The sequence below is a fragment of the Verrucosispora sp. WMMC514 genome, from assembly GCF_027497295.1.
GTDB classification, from domain to species: Bacteria; Actinomycetota; Actinomycetes; order Mycobacteriales; family Micromonosporaceae; genus Micromonospora; species Micromonospora palythoicola.
The window spans coordinates 2,447,412-2,464,329 of record NZ_CP114906.1 but is presented as its reverse complement, the minus strand read 5'-3'; the positions used below and the strand labels follow the sequence as shown (position 1 = coordinate 2,464,329).

At 69.0% G+C, this 16,918-nt stretch carries 12 protein-coding genes and 2 tRNA genes; 7 read left to right on the top strand and 7 right to left on the bottom strand.

Features of this window, described 5'->3' with window-relative positions:
• Positions 1–602 precede the first annotated feature (602 nt).
• Positions 603–693 (top strand) — tRNA-Ser (locus O7597_RS10980).
• A gap of 34 nt (positions 694–727) precedes the next feature.
• Positions 728–803, top strand: a tRNA-Arg gene (locus O7597_RS10975).
• A 948-nt stretch (positions 804–1,751) separates the two neighbouring features.
• Here the strand turns inward: O7597_RS10975 and O7597_RS10970 are convergent.
• The 5 genes from O7597_RS10970 to O7597_RS10950 all read right to left on the bottom strand — a co-directional run bounded on the left by O7597_RS10970 (position 1,752) and on the right by O7597_RS10950 (position 5,806).
• Positions 1,752–2,354 (bottom strand): HD domain-containing protein, encoded by a 603-nt coding sequence (locus O7597_RS10970; RefSeq protein WP_269740660.1) that lies wholly within the window; start codon positions 2,352–2,354, stop codon positions 1,752–1,754.
• Positions 2,355–2,513: 159 nt separating this feature from the next.
• The gene (locus O7597_RS10965) at positions 2,514–3,278 is read right to left on the bottom strand and encodes an SDR family oxidoreductase (RefSeq protein ID WP_269740661.1); all 765 of its coding nucleotides are present in this window, start codon (positions 3,276–3,278) and stop codon (positions 2,514–2,516) included.
• Between the two features lie 69 nt (positions 3,279–3,347).
• On the bottom strand, positions 3,348–4,331 hold the full coding sequence (locus O7597_RS10960; RefSeq protein WP_269740662.1) for an NADP-dependent oxidoreductase: 984 nt from the start codon (positions 4,329–4,331) through the stop codon (positions 3,348–3,350).
• Positions 4,332–4,355: 24 nt separating this feature from the next.
• Positions 4,356–5,099 (bottom strand): DsbA family oxidoreductase, encoded by a 744-nt coding sequence (locus O7597_RS10955; protein WP_269740663.1) that lies wholly within the window; start codon positions 5,097–5,099, stop codon positions 4,356–4,358.
• Positions 5,100–5,200: 101 nt separating this feature from the next.
• Positions 5,201–5,806 (bottom strand): TetR/AcrR family transcriptional regulator, encoded by a 606-nt coding sequence (locus O7597_RS10950; RefSeq protein ID WP_281582674.1) that lies wholly within the window; start codon positions 5,804–5,806, stop codon positions 5,201–5,203.
• A 901-nt stretch (positions 5,807–6,707) separates the two neighbouring features.
• On the opposite strand from O7597_RS10950, the gene O7597_RS10945 reads away from it, so the two are divergent.
• A complete protein-coding gene (locus O7597_RS10945) occupies positions 6,708–7,364 on the top strand; it encodes a nuclear transport factor 2 family protein (protein WP_269740665.1) in 657 nt (218 codons plus the stop codon).
• A gap of 113 nt (positions 7,365–7,477) precedes the next feature.
• Here O7597_RS10945 and O7597_RS10940 read toward each other — a convergent pair whose 3' ends face one another.
• Positions 7,478–10,750: a hypothetical protein gene (locus tag O7597_RS10940; RefSeq protein ID WP_281582673.1), complete on the bottom strand. Its 3,273-nt coding sequence runs from the start codon at positions 10,748–10,750 to the stop codon at positions 7,478–7,480.
• Positions 10,751–11,306: 556 nt separating this feature from the next.
• Here O7597_RS10940 and O7597_RS10935 point away from each other — a divergent pair.
• Both O7597_RS10935 and O7597_RS10930 read left to right on the top strand, forming a co-directional pair.
• Complete coding sequence (locus O7597_RS10935; RefSeq protein ID WP_281582672.1) at positions 11,307–12,137, top strand: helix-turn-helix transcriptional regulator; 831 nt, start codon at positions 11,307–11,309, stop codon at positions 12,135–12,137.
• Positions 12,138–12,262: 125 nt separating this feature from the next.
• Positions 12,263–13,543, top strand: coding sequence for an IS701 family transposase (locus tag O7597_RS10930; RefSeq protein ID WP_281581661.1), 1,281 nt, complete (start codon positions 12,263–12,265; stop codon positions 13,541–13,543).
• A gap of 271 nt (positions 13,544–13,814) precedes the next feature.
• Here O7597_RS10930 and O7597_RS10925 read toward each other — a convergent pair whose 3' ends face one another.
• On the bottom strand, positions 13,815–15,092 hold the full coding sequence (locus O7597_RS10925; RefSeq protein WP_281580117.1) for an IS701 family transposase: 1,278 nt from the start codon (positions 15,090–15,092) through the stop codon (positions 13,815–13,817).
• An 89-nt stretch (positions 15,093–15,181) separates the two neighbouring features.
• Between O7597_RS10925 and O7597_RS10920 the strand changes: the two genes are divergently transcribed.
• Both O7597_RS10920 and O7597_RS10915 read left to right on the top strand, forming a co-directional pair.
• Positions 15,182–15,922, top strand: a complete 741-nt coding sequence (locus O7597_RS10920; protein ID WP_281582671.1) for a hypothetical protein — start codon at positions 15,182–15,184, stop codon at positions 15,920–15,922.
• Positions 15,919–16,812, top strand: coding sequence for a PfkB family carbohydrate kinase (locus tag O7597_RS10915; RefSeq protein ID WP_281582670.1), 894 nt, complete (start codon positions 15,919–15,921; stop codon positions 16,810–16,812). Before O7597_RS10920 ends, O7597_RS10915 begins: the two co-directional genes overlap by 4 nt.
• Positions 16,813–16,918 lie beyond the last annotated feature (106 nt).

Sequence of the window (16,918 nt, the reverse complement as noted above, 5' to 3'; positions counted from 1 at the left end):
CCGCCTTCCGGCGGGTGGGGCGGACGTCGGCCGGAGCCTTGTCCGCCTTGGCGGGGTCGACACCCGCGGCCGCCGACTGGCCGGCCCGACCGCGGCGACGCGCCGAGGGTACCGCCGTCGCATCCCCGCTCTTCCCGATGGCCGGCGAGACCGTACGTTCGCCGGGGTCGACCACCCCGGAGCCGCTGGTGAACGGCGGCACCGGAGCGACCGGAGGCGCGGCGGGGTCCGCCCCGGACCGGGGTGGCAGCGGTTGCTCCGGCACCGGTGGCGGCTGGAAAACCACGCTCGGTGCCGCCTTCGACCGTCGAGGACGGGACCCGGCAGGATCCTCCTGATCCTCGGGCGGCGGCGGTGCCGGCGGTGCCGGCGGTGGCGTGAAGGTCGCCTTCGGGGAGCGTCGACGGGCTCCCTCAGCAGGCTCACGGCGGTTGTGCTCGCTGGGCGGCTGCTCCTGCATGTCGATGGAGCGTAGTCCTGATCACACCAATGCACAGCGGGAGCGGTCCCCTCGCACCTGGGCGCAGCCTGTTCCGGTAGTCGCTTTGCTCCCGGCCGGGCGGGGCCTGTATCCTCGGGCCCGGTGGTCTGCGGGCCACCTGGGAGACTTCGCCTAGTCTGGTCTATGGCGCCGCACTGCTAATGCGGTTGGGGTCTTAAAGCCCCTCCCGGGTTCGAATCCCGGAGTCTCCGCGCGAAAGCCGGTGTGTAGACTGGCCGAGCACCAGCGCCCGTAGCTCAACGGATAGAGCATCTGACTACGGATCAGAAGGTTAGGGGTTCGAGTCCCTTCGGGCGCGCCACGCGATCAAGGCTGTGACCAGCGGAAACGTCGGTCATGGCCTTGACTCTTTCCCAGCATGTGCCATGATCTCCCACGATGTGGGAGCTTGGTGCTCCGTTGGTGCTCCAAAGTTTGCGTGCCGTCTGAGGGGCGGTTCGTGCGCGTGTGTGCTGACCAGTGCGTGTGCGTGTCGCACCGTCTGGATCATGGCTGAGGTGGCCGTCATCCGAACGCGGATGACTGTCCATTGTGATCGGCGATGTGGATCTTACTAGTGGTGATGCTGCGGGGGTGTCGCGGTCGGTGCTCAGCTGGGTCGACGCCGTGGCGGTAGGGCGGCACGGCCAGCTGGAGGCGGATGGTTGGAGGTGACGATCATGTGCCCGTGCATCTGATTGCGCCACGGTTGATCTGGTGGCGTGGTGGGGGCGAGATTTCCGATCGGGAAGGGCTGAGGTGGCGTGGGCAGCCGAAGCCGACCCTCGTGACGGAGAGCCGGTTGCTTGATCGAGGCCCCGCCTGCGTTGACGGGCGGTAGGCGACACGGCGCGGCCGACCCTGAGAACCGGTCGGGACGCGTTCAGGGGCCGCCGGGCGGCGCGGCAGCGAGTCGGACAGCGCCCTATCCACGAACGCTGTCCGTGTTGCCGGCAGCCCATGGCGGCGTTCGACCGGGCACGCTCATGGCACCCCTCTATGTCAAGGCGTGGCCGGAGAGAGTGTTCTAGGGCGGGGCTTGGCGGGTTCGGGAAGTGGCTCGTCCGAAGTGTCGGGCCTTGGGCCGACGTGGTCATCATGCCCTCTCCCTGAGACAGGTCGGTCACCGATCCAGTGCCCTGATAACGACCGCGGGCAGGGGTCGCGTTCGCGCCGCGGTGTGCTGGCGTGCGACGGCGGACTAACCGCCGCCTGAGATCGCTCCAATCACAACGCACGCGGTCGCCTGGTGGCTGGGTGTGTTGTGGTGTCAGAAGGCCGCCAGCCGCGCGTCCGGGCCCGAGCCGCAACGGTGGGCGGCCAGCAGATCGCCGGGCCAGCTACCGCCGGGCGCCCGCCGCGGGTCGTTTTCCGCTTGTGCGACGACGATTCCGCTGAGCACGCGCTCGACATCCAGGCGGGGTAGCTCGCCCTCGGTCGCGCGTCGTAGCTCCGGGGTGATCAGTTCGTCGCCGAAGTCGGCTCGAACGGCAAGCCGCACCAGACGGGCCGGGGCGCTGATGCGCTCGGCGATGTGAGGGCTGGTGTGGACGGCGATCGCCGTCCACACAGCTTCGAGTCGGTCCGTCGTCCAGCCATGCCCGGTGAGCAGGTCGACGGCCAGGTCGGCGCCCTGCACCTCGAAGCGTTCTGGACCGCTCGCCAGCCTCGAAGCCCCAATGTCGTGCAGGAGGCAGCTATGTACCAGCACTTCGTCCTCGACGTCGAGGTTGTCCTGCTCGCGCAGCGCCAGCGCATAGCGCAGAACCCGGATGCTGTGATGAACGATCGCCGGATCACAGGCATCGTTGAGAAGGGCCAAAGCTGCCGGCCCTGCGGGGACTGCGTACACGAGGCTGTCGGAGATGCCCATCCAAACCTCCTAGCAGATCGGCCACCTGCGCCTCGTCAGAGCAGCGTTGACCACTGCCCCAGGTACGGGCCTGGAGCGGCGTCGTTCAGCAGAAGCCGTCAGAGGCGATGGCATCGTCGGTCACAGCGTTGTACGCGCCGAAGGTTGGCAGGCGAGTCGTCAGACAGCGGTCAGGCCGCCGTCGATCGCGAGCGCGGCTCCGGTGACGAACTGGGCTTCGTCGCTGAGGAGGAAGGCCGCGAACGCGGCGATCTCCTCGGGCCTTCCGATCCGGCCCACGGGGTGCATGGCGCCGGCAGCACGGAGGGCCTCCTCCGGGTTCGGGCCCATGTTGCCGCGCAGCAGGGGGGTGTCGACACCACCGGTGACGAGCGCGTTGATCCGCACGCCCGTCGCGGCCACGTCGAGTGCCGCCGACCGGGTGAGCCCGACAACGCCGTGCTTGGCCGCACTGTAGGCAGCCATGCCAGCCATGCCGGTGACACCGAGGTTGGATGCGTTGTTCACGATCGAACCCCCGCCGGAGGCCTGCAGTGCGGGGATCTGGTGCTTCAGACCGTGAAAGACGCTGTTGAGGTTGAGTGCCAGTTCGGCACCCCAGGCGTCACCATTGATGTCGGTTACCGGGCCGTACGCGGTGGCCGCGCCGACGTTGTTGAAAGCGCCGTCGAGCCGGCCGTAGTGGTCAACCGCCTGCTGGACCAGCCGCGCCACCTCGGCCTCGACCGTCACGTCGGTCGGCACGAAGAGGGCGTCGCGCCCGGCGGAACGCATCTCGGCGGCGAACGCGTCGCCGGCGTCCTTGCTGCGGGCCGCCAGGACGACCTTGGCGCCTTCGGCGGCGACCCGCTCGGCGGTGGCTCTGCCCATGCCGGAGGTGGCACCGGTGATCAGAATGACCCTGTCTGCGAATCGGGTGGACACGATTGATCCTTGTCTCTTGTCAGTGGAATGTTTCAGTGGATGGTTCAGGCTGGGTAGTCGGTGTGTGGTTCAGAAGGTGAGCACGAGTCGGCCGCGGACACCGCCGGCGGCGAATCGGCGGTGCGCGTCGGGTGCCTCGGCGGCGGGTAGGGTCTTCGCCACCCGCGGAATGAGCACACCCGCCTCTGCGAGCCGACGGATCTTGTCCAGCTTGTCCGTCCGGCCGGCGTAGTCGGGCACGAACGGCGTCAGCACCGTGATGCCCCGGGTGCTCGCGGCCTGGTAGCCGCCGGGCTCGTCCGCTTGGCGGACCTGGATCAGGGTGCCACCGTCACGAACGACATTGAACAGCCTCGTTCCGAGCAGCGCCACGTCGGCGACGGCGTCCACCCCGTCCGGGAAATGCGCCCGGATACCGTTGACGACCTCGGCTCCCCTGGCCACCACGATGGCTGCACCGGATTCCCGGACCAGGGCCTCGTCGGCCGGGGCGGCGTCGGCGACCACGGTCAGCCCGGCGTTGCTAGCCATCTGGACCAGGTAGCCGCCGAGCGCCCCGGCGGCCCCGACTACGGCCAGGGTCGAACCTGGCGCGAGTGCCAGCTGATCGAGCGCCAACAGCGCGGTGAGCCCGTTCATCGGCAGCGTCGCCGCCGCCTCATGACTGACGCCCGCTGGCGCGCGGACGACCCAGCTGGCCGGACGCACCACGTACTCCACGTAACCGCCACCGCTGTTCTCCAGGGTGCCTTCCGCGGTCGGGGTCACCGGCAGGAGCATCGCCATCACCCGGTCACCGACCGACAGATCGGTGACCGTACCCGGGCCGATCTCATCGACCACGCCCGCGACATCCATTCCGGGCACGTAGGGCCCTGGCACCCCGGCCAGGGCCGACGCGTGCACGCCCGAGCGCAGCAGGATGTCGGACGGATTAACCGCCGCCGCGTGTACGCGTACCCGAACCTCGCCAGGGCCCGCATGCGGTTCCGGCAGTTCGATGACGCGCAGCACCTCCGGCCCGCCGAATTCATGTAGACCAACAGCTCGCACGACACATCTTCCTCTCGTGGTTCATCAAACAACCGGCGTACTGGGTTCGCCGGTGCTCCCGCCGCTGGGCAGTTCACACCCGTGCGCGTCGCATCCGGCCTGGTCGCCAGCACCGAGGACCGTCAGCTCCGGTTGGCGCTCAACCCAGGCCCGCCTCAGTACCTCGGAGAAGGCTTCGACCGACTGGGCACCGGAGACGCCGTACTTCCGGTCGATCACGAAGAACGGCACGCTGGTGATGCCCAGCTGCGCGGCCTCGCCCTCGTCCCCGCGCACCTCGTCGGCGTATGCCCGCCTGTCGGCTAGCACGGCGCGTACCTCGGCCTCGTCGAGTCCGGCGCGGATGGCGATCTCCACCTGGTGCTCGGAGTCGTAGATGCTTCGTTTTGCGGCGAAGTTGCCCTGGTAGAACAGCGTCAGCAGCTCATCATGCAGGCCCCGGGCCGCCGCCAGGTGCAGCAGACGGTGCAGGTCGAAGGTGTTGCCATGGTCCCGGAAGTCGACAAGGTAATCGAGTCCTTCCTTCCTGGCGATGCCCGCGAGGTTCTCCTCGGCCGCCCGAGCCTCGGCCGACGTCAGGCCGTACTTCTTTGCATGCGCCGCCCCGGTCGTCGGGCCGGTGTGGGCAAGCTGAGGGTCGAGTTCGAAGGAGCGGTGGGTCACCTCGACGTGGTCCCGATGAGGGAACGCGGAAAGCGCCTTGTCGAAGCGAGCTTTGCCAACAAAGCACCATGGACAGGATATATCCGACCAGATTTCGACATGCATGGTCTGCCTCCCTATTGGCAAGGGTCTGTCGCGTGCAAGGAGGTAGCGCCTGCGGCTAGCAGAAGCTTGGGCCTACCTTGTGGGTGGCATCTCCGGTGGTCCTACCTGGCGGACTGTGGCCCGGACCCGTCAAGAGTTGTTCGCCCGGGGGCACGCATGCCGTCGAGCAGGATGGTGACGACGCGCCGCCACCCGCCGGGTCCCGCGTCGACACCGAGACAGTGATCGGTGTCCAGCGACGCGCGTGAGCAGATCATGATGTCCTGCCAAGTCACGTCGGCACGCAGCTCGCCGGCGGCGTGCGCCCGCTCGGTCAGTTGGATGACGGCGTCCTGGAGTGCGGCGGTCCGCTCCGCCAGCTCGGGTGACGGCGGCCTTTCGCACGCTGCGGTGACCTCTGCCAGGCCGCGACTGTCCCGATGTGCTCCCGCCAACTCCATGACGAAATCGGCCAGCCCGCTCCATGGATCCGGGCGCTCGATACAAGCTTGTGCGGTCTCGCACAACTCGTCGTAGAGGCCGAGGACCACGGCGTCGAGCAGTGCCTCTTTGGTGCCAAAGCGCCGGTACAACGTGCCCACTCCCACGCCCGCAGCCGTGGCGATGTCCAGAGCCGACACGTCGAGCCCACGGGCGGCGATCGCCTCTCGTGTGGCGACGATCAGTTGGCGTCGGTTGCGGCGAGCATCCGCCCGGACGTCAGACATGGCACCCAGGCCAGACATATAGGATCCGGCGCTCCTCACTGCTTCCGATCGCCTTCGACGCGTCCCGCAGCCGGGAACCTTTACTGGAATGACTCACGGAGCCTCCCTGCGCATCCATCACCAATCGAGCATAACTAGGCGGACGGGTATCGTCCGCATCTGACTCTAACTCAACAGGACGGGTGTCGTCCGCTTTCTGGGCCTTCGGCAACGTGACCCTGGCCACCGTCCCGTCAAGGGCGGGAGCGCCCACAGGCGGGGTTGACCGATTGAACGGGTTCGGCCCGTCGGCGACCGCCAGTGCCGGCGCGACGACGCACGCCGGCGTCCGCGCCGATTGTCAGCCGAAGACTGGGGCGCGTGCGGGCGCGCTGAAACCGGCGGGACGCGTCCGCCACGGACGCCGGATCAGACGACGACCCTGTCACGTCGGATGACAGGGAATCGGCCAGCAGACAACAAAGTTGCGGCTGTCCGACCGCCGCCTCCCCGCCCCGCTCCCACGCCGCCTGCTGCCTCTCGGTCGCGGGTCGTCGCATCAACGACCGGCGGCCCGTCCGCCCATGCCGGGTGGCACCTCGACCGCGCCCTGCCCGACCCGGGCGTCCAGCCCTCAGGTCGCCAATGCCGGTCAACTCGGCTCAGCAGGGCGCCTGTCGGCGGCATGTCGGCTCCGGTGCCGCAACCTGGGGTGGTCAGGGCCACCTAGTCGACCGCCAGCAGAAGCGGACGAACATCGTCCCATTGAGCTAAGCTCGCTGTCAGCTAGAAGCGGACGCCTTCCGTCCGGGTAGAGACGGAGGGGCAAAGTGCGGGATTGTCCGATCTAGGCCCCTTCGCCTTACGAGGGCACGAAATCCGAGCCGTCCGAGACCGTTACAGAGACGAAAGGAACCACGTCATGAACAAGCAGGAAACCCGCCGGGCAGGGACGTTGCGTTCGCGGGCCAGCGCGGCGGTCGCGGCGGCCGCGTTGCTGGTCGGCGGTGGGGTGGGCCTCGCAGCCCTTACCTCCCAGGCGGCGAGCGCGCACGACCACTCGACGAGCGCCTCGCCCAAATCACTCGCTGACCGCGTGCAGCGCTTGGAGGACATCGAGGAAATTCACCAGCTCAAGGCCCGCTACTTCCGCTTCGTGGACGAGAAAAAGCACGATGAACTGGCCGCGCTGTTCACGCCCGATGCCAAGCTCGTGACCGACGGGATCACCTGGAAATCGCCGAAGGAGTTCGCCTCCACGATCCGTGACCTCACCGGCGCCGCTCCGTCAGCTCACTCGGGAGCCATGCCAGAGATCACGATCACCGGACCGGACACGGCATCCGGAACCTGGTCGATGGAAGACATCCTTACCTTCCCGGCCGGCCCGAACGCTCCCGAGGGGCACAACGGCTACGGGCAGTACCGCGAAACCTACAAGAAGGTCAACGGTGAGTGGCTTATCGATTCGCTACTGCTCACCCGCTTCTGGATGGACCCGCTGCCCGCCTGGACTCCTCCGGCGACCACGACCCCTTCGACCCCCAGCACCCAGCCAGCAACCACGAACGGCAAGTGACGCAAGTGGCGTGTCCGGTTGCGTAATGGGACGGCGGGTGGACGTGCCGGTGCCCTGGCCTGGCGAACTGTCAATCCTGTCAACGCTTCCAGTGCTGCTGCTTGGTCGGGCGGTTAGCTCATGTCGATTGCGTATGCCTGTTCGCGTACGTCGGCGTCGGGGTGTCGGCGCAGCCGGATCAGCAGGTCCCGCCATGGGGTTTTCCACCCGTAGCCGGCCCCGTGGCGGACCAGGGCAACCGCGAACAGGCCGTTGGTGAGGTCGCCGCGTCCCGTCAGGCGTGTGATGGTGTCGGTGAGGGCCGCGGGGTCGGGCGACTCCCGGAGGTTTTGTAGGCGGGTGCCGACGCGTTCGGCGGTGCGAGCGGCTAGGACGGGCCGGTCTGCGCACACTGCGGCGATTTCGTCGAGGTTGTCGAGTCGGCCGAGGTCGACCAGCAGGCCGGTGGCGGTGCTGGCGAAGGCGGGCCGGCCGGCGAGCCAGCGCGCGGCTTCGATCAGGGCGGTCCGGTCGGCGCTGGTGGGATGGTGAGCGGATCGGATCACCGCGCCGTGTGCGAGGAGTGCGATGCGGCGTCGGGCCGGGCGATCCGTGGCCGGGTCGCCCGGATGGTCGTCCTGGGCGTCGCGGTCCACCAGCCGGGCCAGCGCGGTGCCGAGGATGTCGTCGCCTCCGGCCTTGAGCAGGTGGGCGACCTCGGTGGGCACCATCGTTTCGTCGAGGTCGGTGAGTCGGTCGGTGACCAGGTCGGTGATTCCGGCCAGCCACGGTGACCAGTCCCCGAGTTGGTGGAAGGCGGTGCGTCGAACTTCCCGGTCGGTGGCCTGGCAGGCTTTGACGATGAGCGCGCCGTAGGCCGGGCGGTGTCGGTGCGGGATCGTGTCCGGGGATGCGTCCAGGACGGCGCGCCGTTCCTCCCGGCTACCGTCGACCGCGGCTCGCAGGATGGTCCAGCTTGCCTCGGCCTGTACTCGCTGCCGGGCGGCGGAGACGATCGCCGCGCGTAGGTCGCGGTGCGCGTCCGGGTGGTGATATGTGTCGAGCAGGGTCGCCATGACCTGCGGCGGTCCGTGGCGTGCCAGGAGCCGGGCGGCCTCTTTCCGGCTTGTGATCTTCGCCGGGCCGGTCAGCACCTCGGTGAGGACAGGGACCAGCCGGGGCGGCGCGACGTGCCGGGCGGCCCGGCCGGCCGCGTACAGCGCTACCCGCGCCCGGTCGCTGTCGGCGTAGCGGAGCAGCACCGGCAGTGCCTCGTCGGGCCGGTCGGTCCAGACCAGCGCGCCCAGCGCCGCTTCGGCGATCGCCACGTCGGGGGCGTCGAGGTGGCGCAGCACCAGCTCGCGGCCTGCGCCGGGCACGTGTGCGGCGGCTCGGATCGCCGCCGCGCGCTGCCACACTCCCTGGTCGGTGTCGGCGAGGATCAGCTCCAACTGTTCCACGAAGCGGGTCTGTTGGCGGGGCAGCCAACGCTCGGCGTGCGGCACCCAGGCGGGCACCCACCGTATTCCCGGTTCCACGAACCGGCCGCGTGGGCGGCGTTTGAGTACCTGGTCGAGCAGGTCGGTGCGGGAGGCGCAGATGATCGCCCACACCTCGTGGAGCGTCACCGCTGTCGGATCGGTGGCGAGTACCTCGGCGACGCGGTCCGAGCGGGTACGCGGGTCATCGAGCCACAACCGGATCGCGGTGCGGGCCACCGACGCCAGCGTGTGCGGGCCGATCGCCTGACGGAGTAGGTCCTGCAGTTGTGGCAGCCGCCAGGCCCGCTTGCCGAGCGCGTGGGTGAGGGCGAAGAGCGGGCCGTACCGGCCGCGGGCGATGCCCGCCTCGATCCAGCCGCGTAGCCGCTCGAAGACCAGTGTCTCCTGCCCGCGGCGCAGGACGGTGTCGAAGCGGCGCAGTACCGGCACGGCGGCGCCGGTGCTGACCAGGTCGATTGTCAGTAGCGCCCATTCGCGTAGCTGCGGCTCGGCGACGTGGTGCTGCAGGACGTCGGCGGCGAGCGAACTCAGCGCTGTCGTGGTCGCGGCGGAGGCGTCGCGGGCGTCGACCGCGTCGGTGGTCAGCTGCGTGAGCCCGGCTACCGTGTCCGCGGTGAGGAGCGGCGCCACCTTCGCGAGCGCGGTGAGCGCGGCGGCGCGTACCGGGTCCTGCTCGTTGCGCAGCCGGCTGAGCCGCACGACCATTTCCGCGACCACCCGCGGGTCGCGGGAGCGGCGGGCGGCCTGCACCAGCAGCGCGTATCCGTGTGCCCGCTCGTCGGCGTCACCGGAGCGCAGCGCGACGTCCAGCGCCGCTGACGCGTCCGGCCAGGCCAGGTACGCGCTCCAAAGGCGCACCTCCGCCTCACGCTCCTGAATTCTCGCCAGGCCCAGCACCCGCCTCGCCTCGCGGATCCGGATCGCGGCCGGTAGCACCTCCATGATCTCGGCAGCCGGGATCAGCATCGCCGTGTCGACCTCGGACAGTGCCCGGTCGTATAGGTCCGCGCGTCGGGCCGGGGCGACGGCGTCGAGCAGCGCCGCCAGCGCCCGGCTGTGTTCCCGGTACCGGCTGGCCAGGGGCACCAGCTCGTCGGTGGGCAGGACCGCGAGGCGGCGCAGTAGGGCCGGCGGGAGCACGTTCCGGCGTAGCCAGGCCGCGCGGCCGGGTGTGGTGAGCAGCCGGGCGACGCGAACCGGATCGTGTGCCGCGAGTCGTCCGTACGCGTCGAGCGGGCCGGGTAGCGACTCCTCCGGTGCGTACCGTTCGAGCAGATCGAGTGCCTGCGCCGGGTCACACCGCAGCACCGCGGCGGCGGCGTCACCCCAGATCCTTGCCCGCGGTTCGGGCGGGGCTGCGGCCAGCCGCTCGCGGATCCGCTCCAGGAGCGGACCTTCATGCCGCCGGACCAGCCGCTCCAGGCGCAGCGCGTGCTCCAGATCCGGCAGCAACGCCCGTACTGTGTCGTCGCCGCAGGCTGGCAGTAGCGTGGCGGCCTCCTCGTCACCGAAGTGGGCGTGGACCTCACTGATCAGCGCGTCGGCGACAGCCGGCGCATACCGGCGGCGCAGGCTTCGATAGACACGACGCCGCTCCATCGCGGACCGGTCGGTGATATCGCCGACCGGGATGTCGGCGCGCAGCGCCGCGGTGAGCGCCGCACCCCTGATCGACGGCTGCGGGTCGCGGGCCGCCGCGGCGATGCCCTCGGCATCGCGGGTCGCCATCGCCGCGACCAGGGCCAAGTGCCGCGCATAGGGATCCTGCTCGCGCAGATCCCGACAGACCTGGACACGATCAGTCGCGGTACGTGCCCACTCGACGAGCCGGCTCATCCGCACGGGGTACGGCAGCGGATCGAGCGACGTCAGCAGGCTGCGGGTGGCGGTCAGCACGGCGTTCATTGTGCCCGCAGGCGCACCGTAACGAGATCGATTAAACGTCCAGCGCGACCGTCGCTTAGTCGGCCACTATCGATGTATATCCCAGTAGCCGAGACAACGGGAAGGAAGTTCTTGACAAAGCCTAGAAACAATACATCGATCCCCAAATCGGGCTGCGGGAAGGAATTTGATCAAGGCTCTGAGCTGTGGCGTCTGACTTCTCGTCTACGGATCAGAAGGTTAGGGGTTCGAGTCCCTTCGGGCGCGCAAGGTCATAAGGGCCTGAGCTGTCGCAACGGCAGTTCAGGCCCTTACTTGTTTCGTCTGTTGTGGTCGGTTGGTTGCTCGGATGGTGCTCGTGCGACGAGCATCCCTAGGGTCCGGGTAGGGTCCCGCCGGGTTCTGACCAGTCCGAGCCTGTTTCGGTCTCCGGCCTGCGGCGTTCTGGTGTCGATAATTGTGGAGCGAGAGGTCTTTTCCGTGCCGCTGGCTGGTTCCGGCGGTGGTCCGTTACGGTGACGTCGCTTTGCGTCAATGGGCTGTTGTTGCCGTAGTGGGCTGTGGAGGGGCGGGCTTCATGATCGACCCGCAGCGGATAGCTGAGGCGAAACGCGCACTGGGTGCGACGCTTGCCGCGTGGCGCCACGCTCGGGGGCTGACGCAGTTGGAGTTGGCTCGGCGGGTGCCGGTTTCCCGAACCACGATCGCGGGGGTGGAGGGCGGGCGGCAGTGCCCAGACCGGGTCTTCTGGCAGCGCTGTGAAGCGGCCCTGGCAGCTGGTGGAGAGCTGCTGGCGGGCTATGACGAGTACCGAGGCCTCAGGCAGCAGCTTGATCAAGAGAAGGCTGAAGCGGCACAACGTGCCCGGTGGGGCGAAGTTGAGGATCAGCCGCCGTCGGCTGGTGTTGCTGGGGTCGCCACGTTCGCGGCAGGCAGGCCGCTGCGAGAAACGGCAACTGAAGGTTCGGCGGCTGGTGCGCCGAGTGGCCTGCCAGCAGTACCGTCTCAGGTCGCCGATGTCGTGGTGGTCCGCGAGAAGGACCTGGCCGAGGGAGACGCGGTTACGCTTGCGATCGTGTCCGACGGGCAGGCGAAGTCATGGCGGGTAAGTCGACGAGCTGTGCTGGAACTCGCCGCCGGCCTCGCCACACTGCCAGCGATGACCGCATCTGGCATGCGGGCGGTGGACCCGGCCGTCGTGGAGCACTTCGCCGAGCTCCGCGCGCTGCTGGTGCAGGCAGACGACCGGCTTGGTGGTCTGACCATCCTGTCGACCGTTGAGCAGCAGATCGCGCTGATAGCCGCCCTGCGCCGGCAGGCACGCGGGTCACTTCGTGGCCGGCTTCTCAGCACGGAGGCTCGCTGGAGCGAGTTCGCGGGCTGGCTTAGTACGGCAGCCGCCGTTTGAGATCTTGCTGGTCAGGTGGGGTGGACGCGAGACGGCCACCGCGTGATCGTCTGTGCGTTGTGGACACAACATCAGATCGGGCGGTGGCCGCGTGCCACAGCGTAGCCGTTGTCGGATGGGAACGTGTGCTGGCCGGGGTGCTCGGGTGCTTCGCGGGCCGGTTCGGGCGGGTCGAGCCGCGACGTGCGGCCCGACAGTTCGTGACCGGGCTGCTGTCCGATTGTGAGGTCAAGACGTGTTGGCAGTTGGCGGAGCAGGCCGGACACGCCCGGCCGGACGCCATGCAGCGCCTGTTGTACCGGGCGGTGTGGGACGCCGACGCCGTCCGCGACGACCTGCGCGATCTGGTCGCCGGCCGGTTCGGTGACCCGGATGCGGTCCTGATCCCGGACGAGACGGGGGACCTGAAGAAGGGCACTCACACGGTCGGGGTGCAGCGGCAGTACACGGGCACGGCCGGCCGGATCGAGAACAGCCAGGTAGGGGTCTTCCTCGCCTATGCCAGTGCGCACGGGCACACCCTGATCGACCGACGCGTGTACCTGCCGGTGTCATGGACCGACGACCGCGATAGGTGCCGGGCCGCCGGTGTGCCTGACGAGATCGGCTTCGCGACCCGGTCGGAACTGGCCGCTGACATGATCACCGCCGCCCTCGACGCCGGTGTTCCAGCAGGGTGGGCCGCTGCGGACGAGGCCTACGGCAACAGCACTGCCTTCCGCGCCCACCTGCGCGGACACGGGCTCGGCTACGTCCTCGCGGTCTCCCGCAATCACCTGATCCCGCTCGACGGCGGCAAGACCCGCGTCCGGGCCGACCGGATCGCCGCCGACCTACCCGCCACGGCGTGGCAACGCCGCTCAGCTGGCGCCGGGTCCAAGGGTCCACGCTTCTACGACTGGGCGTGGCTCGACGACGTGTGCACCGACGCCGACCCCGACGACGACGGCCGGCACAGCCTCCTCATCCGCCGTAACACCACCACCGGCGAGCTGGCCTTCTACCGCTGCTGGACCCCGCGACCGACCAGCCTCGCCCAACTTGTTCGGGTCGCGGGCATCCGATGGACGGTCGAGGAAAGCTTCCAGGCCGCCAAGGGCCAGGTCGGTCTGGACCAGCACCAGGTCCGCCGCTGGGACTCCTGGCACCGGTTCACCACCCTCACATTGGCCGCCCTCGCCGTCCTGGCGATCTGCGCCGCCGACGCCGCCCACAACGACCCGACCGACACCGGACAGATCAAGCTCACCGTCAACGAGACCCGCCGCCTGATCAACGCCCACATCATCCGCCCGCTCCACGACCTCGCCCACCGTCTGCGCTGGTCACAACGGCGACGCCGGCATCAAGCCCAAGCCCGGCGATCCCACTACACACGCCGCCTCAACCTCGAACTACAGCCATGATCCCAAACGGCGGCTGCCGTACTAACCCACCGATTCACGGCAACTGGGGCGCCCTCGGTCGACCGTGCCCAGATCTCGGCGCAGCACCCGCCCGATGGAATGACACACTCACATCGGATCCGCAAGCATGGTTGTTCCCCGGCTATCGTCTCAACTACTTCGGGTAACCACGAGTCTCGGGTCCTCTGTGCCTCAAGTCGGTGTTGACGAGGCGGTCCGGCCGCGCGGCTCCCGGCCGGACCGTGGTTAGTACGGCAGCCGCCGTTTGGGATCATGGCTGGAGTTCGAGGTTGAGTCGGCGTGTGTAGTGGGCTCGGCGGGCTCGGGCTTGATGCCGGCGTCTCCATCCTGACCAGTGCAAACGGTGGGCGAGGTCGGTGATCGGGCGGATGATGCAGGCGTTGATCAGTCGGCGGATCTCGTTGACGGTCAGCTTGATCAAGCCGTGGTCGGTGGAAGCGTCGGTCGCGGCGTCGGCGGCGCAGATCGCCAGGACGGCGAGTGCGGCCAGGGCGAGGGTGGTGAACCGGTGCCAGGAGTCCCAGCGGCGGACCTGGTGCTGGTCCAGGCCGACCTGGCCCTTGGCGGCCTGGAAGCTCTCCTCGACGGTCCAGCGGATGCCCGCGACCCGCACGAGCTGAGCGAGAGTGGCCGGCTTCGGGGTCCAGCAGCGGTAGAAGGCCAGCTCACCGGTGGTCGTGTTCTTTCGAATCAGGAGGCTGTGCCGTCCGCCGTCGTCCGGGTCGGCGTCGGTGCACACGTCGTCGAGCCAGGCCCAGTCGTAGAAGCGTGGGCCCTTGGATCCGGCCCCGGCCGAGCGGCGTTGCCATGCGGTGGCGGGCAGGTCGGCGGCCACCCGGTCGGCGCGGACGCGGGTCTTGCCGCCGTCGAGCGGCACCAGATGACTGCGGGACACCGCGAGGACATAGCCGAGTCCGCGTTCGCGCAGCAAGGCACGAAACACGCTGCTGTTGCCGTATGCCTCGTCCGCGGCGGCCCACCCCGCCGGGACACCGGCATCAAGGGCTGCGGTGATCATGTCGGCGGCCAGCTCGCACCGGGTCGCGAACCCGACCTCGTCGGGCACCCCCGCGGCGGCGCAGCGGTCACGGTCGTCGGTCCACGACACCGGCAGATACACCCGTCGATCGATCAGAGTGTGCCCGTGCCGGCTTGCGTAGGCGAGGAACACCCCGACCTGGCTGTTCTCGATCCGCCCGGCCGTGCCCGTGTACTGCCGCTGCACCCCGACGGTGTGGCTGCCCTTCTTCAGGTCTCCCGTCTCGTCCGGAACCAGGACCGCGTCCGGGTCACCGAACCGGCCCGCGACCAGAGCCCGCAGGTCATCACGAACGGCGTCGGCGTCCCACACCGCCCGGTACAACAACCGCTGCATCGCGTCCGGCCGGACGTGCCCGGCCTGCTCCGCCAACTGCCAACATGTCTTGACTTCAAGGTCAGATAGCAGACCAGAGACGAACTCTCCCGCCGCCCGCCGCGGCTCCACCCGCCCGAACCGGCCCGCGAAGCAGCCGAGCACCCCGGCCATGACCCGCTCCCACGCGGCGGGGTCTACGCTGTGGCCTGCGGCCACCGCCAGATCTGAAGTTATGTCCACAACGTACAGACGATCACGCGGTGGCCGCCTCGCGTCCACCCCACCTCAACAGCAAGATCTCAAACGGCGGCTGCCGTATTAGCGACGATCTCGGGGACCGGGCGGCCGGCGACCGCTGGTTGGACCGTGCGGGAAGCATGGCGCAGGAAGCCGAGGACCAGGAGTTCTCGGCGTACGTGCTGGCCCGCAAGGCGCAGCGGATGGTGGGAACCGGCGACGAGGACCGCGTCGTTGGGCTGGCCCGCGCGGCGTCCCGGCTGCCGAACGCGCCTCCGCTCGTGCAGGCCTTCGCCGCAGTACAGGAGGGACACGGCAGCGCGATCGAGCGGAACGTTTCCGCTTTCCAGGCCGCGATCGAGCACGCCCACAAGCTCGTGGCAGCCGCCTCGCCGGCCGGGGATACCAGCGCGCTTGGTTCCTTCTGTACCCGGCCGTACCTGGCTGCGCAGGAGGGCGAGGGATGGCTGCGTCTCGATCAACCGTGGCGGGCTGTCGACAGCTTCACCGCTGCGGTCAACGAGTGGCCAGACCGCTACCGCCGCGAACGTGGTGTGTACCTTTCCCGCACCGCACACGCATACCTGGCAGCCTCGCAGCCCGCCCAAGCCGCGACGGTTGCTGCTGAGGCGTTGTCCGTGGCGACCACGACCGGCTCGGCTCGGGTCCGCCGCAACGTCACCACCCTGGCCCGACACCTCGAGCCCTTCTCCCGACAGCCGGACGTGCGTCAATTCCTCGACCAACTGGCCACCCCCGGATGAAGGATCAATCACCTGGGCAGACCCGCCGGCCGCAGCCGGCGCCTCAGGTCGCCTTTATTGGCCGCGCCAACATCGACATCACCGTTCGGGTTCCTCAACGGCCCGTGGCCGGCCGGACAATGTTCGCCTCGGCCCCCGCCACGACCACGGCTGGGGGCAAGAGCCTCAACCAGGCCCTGGCCGCCCGTAAGACCGGTGTCCTCACCAGCCTGATCAGCGCCGCCGGTGACGACCCGTGGGGCACCTTTCTGCACCGAGCCCTTACCGACGCGGCCGTCGACGTGTCGTTCTTCCAGCTCGTATCCGCAGCGTCGACCGGTGTCGCGATTATCGAAGTCACTCCCGACGGAGAGAACTACATCGTCCTCGCCCGCCACCCGGAAACCGAACTCACCGGCGAACACGTGCACCGTGGACTCCAGCAGTTACAGGCACCGATCGTGGTGACCCAACTCGATCTCCAGCCGGATGCCGTCGATGCCGTCTTTCGGCATCACCGCGCCCAGACGATCGTCGGCAACCTCGTACCCCATCCCACACTCGGGCGGACCGCGCTGGTCCCGCTCGACCTGTTCGTATCGAACGAGGCCGAAGCCGCAGCGATCCTGGGCCGCCACCACGTCGATCCTTCAGTCGCGGCCGAAGAACTGCGCAAACTCGGACCGCGAGCAGCCGTGGTAACCGCCGGCGCTCACGGCGCGGCGTACAGCAGCCCCGATCACACCGCGCTCATACCCGCGCAACATGTCAACGCCCTCAACACCAGCGGAGCGGGCGACGCCTTCCTCGGCACCCTCGTCGCACAACTCGCACGCCAGGCACCACTACCGCACGCGGTCGTCGAGGGCGTTGCCGCCGCGACAACCTTTGTCCAGATTGGCGGAAGATAGTCGCCTGCCCGATGCGTAAGGACGGCCGGGCGTAAGTAACGGTGGTAGTGCCTGCCGTTAGGTCACTGACCAGGCCCGACTTGCCCGTCGCCCAGGCCTGCCAAGC

Bases quoted from the DNA above. Each gene is read 5' to 3' on its own strand.
- O7597_RS10970 (WP_269740660.1), bottom strand. From the start codon at position 2,354: ATGGGCATCTCCGACAGCCTCGTGTACGCAGTCCCCGCAGGGCCGGCA.
- O7597_RS10955 (WP_269740663.1), bottom strand. From the start codon at position 5,099: ATGCATGTCGAAATCTGGTCGGATATATCCTGTCCATGGTGCTTTGTT.
- O7597_RS10950 (WP_281582674.1), bottom strand. From the start codon at position 5,806: ATGTCTGACGTCCGGGCGGATGCTCGCCGCAACCGACGCCAACTGATC.
- O7597_RS10945 (WP_269740665.1), top strand. From the start codon at position 6,708: ATGAACAAGCAGGAAACCCGCCGGGCAGGGACGTTGCGTTCGCGGGCC.
- O7597_RS10940 (WP_281582673.1), bottom strand. From the start codon at position 10,750: ATGAACGCCGTGCTGACCGCCACCCGCAGCCTGCTGACGTCGCTCGAT.
- O7597_RS10935 (WP_281582672.1), top strand. From the start codon at position 11,307: ATGATCGACCCGCAGCGGATAGCTGAGGCGAAACGCGCACTGGGTGCG.
- O7597_RS10925 (WP_281580117.1), bottom strand. From the start codon at position 15,092: ATGGCCGGGGTGCTCGGCTGCTTCGCGGGCCGGTTCGGGCGGGTGGAG.
- O7597_RS10915 (WP_281582670.1), top strand. From the start codon at position 15,919: ATGAAGGATCAATCACCTGGGCAGACCCGCCGGCCGCAGCCGGCGCCT.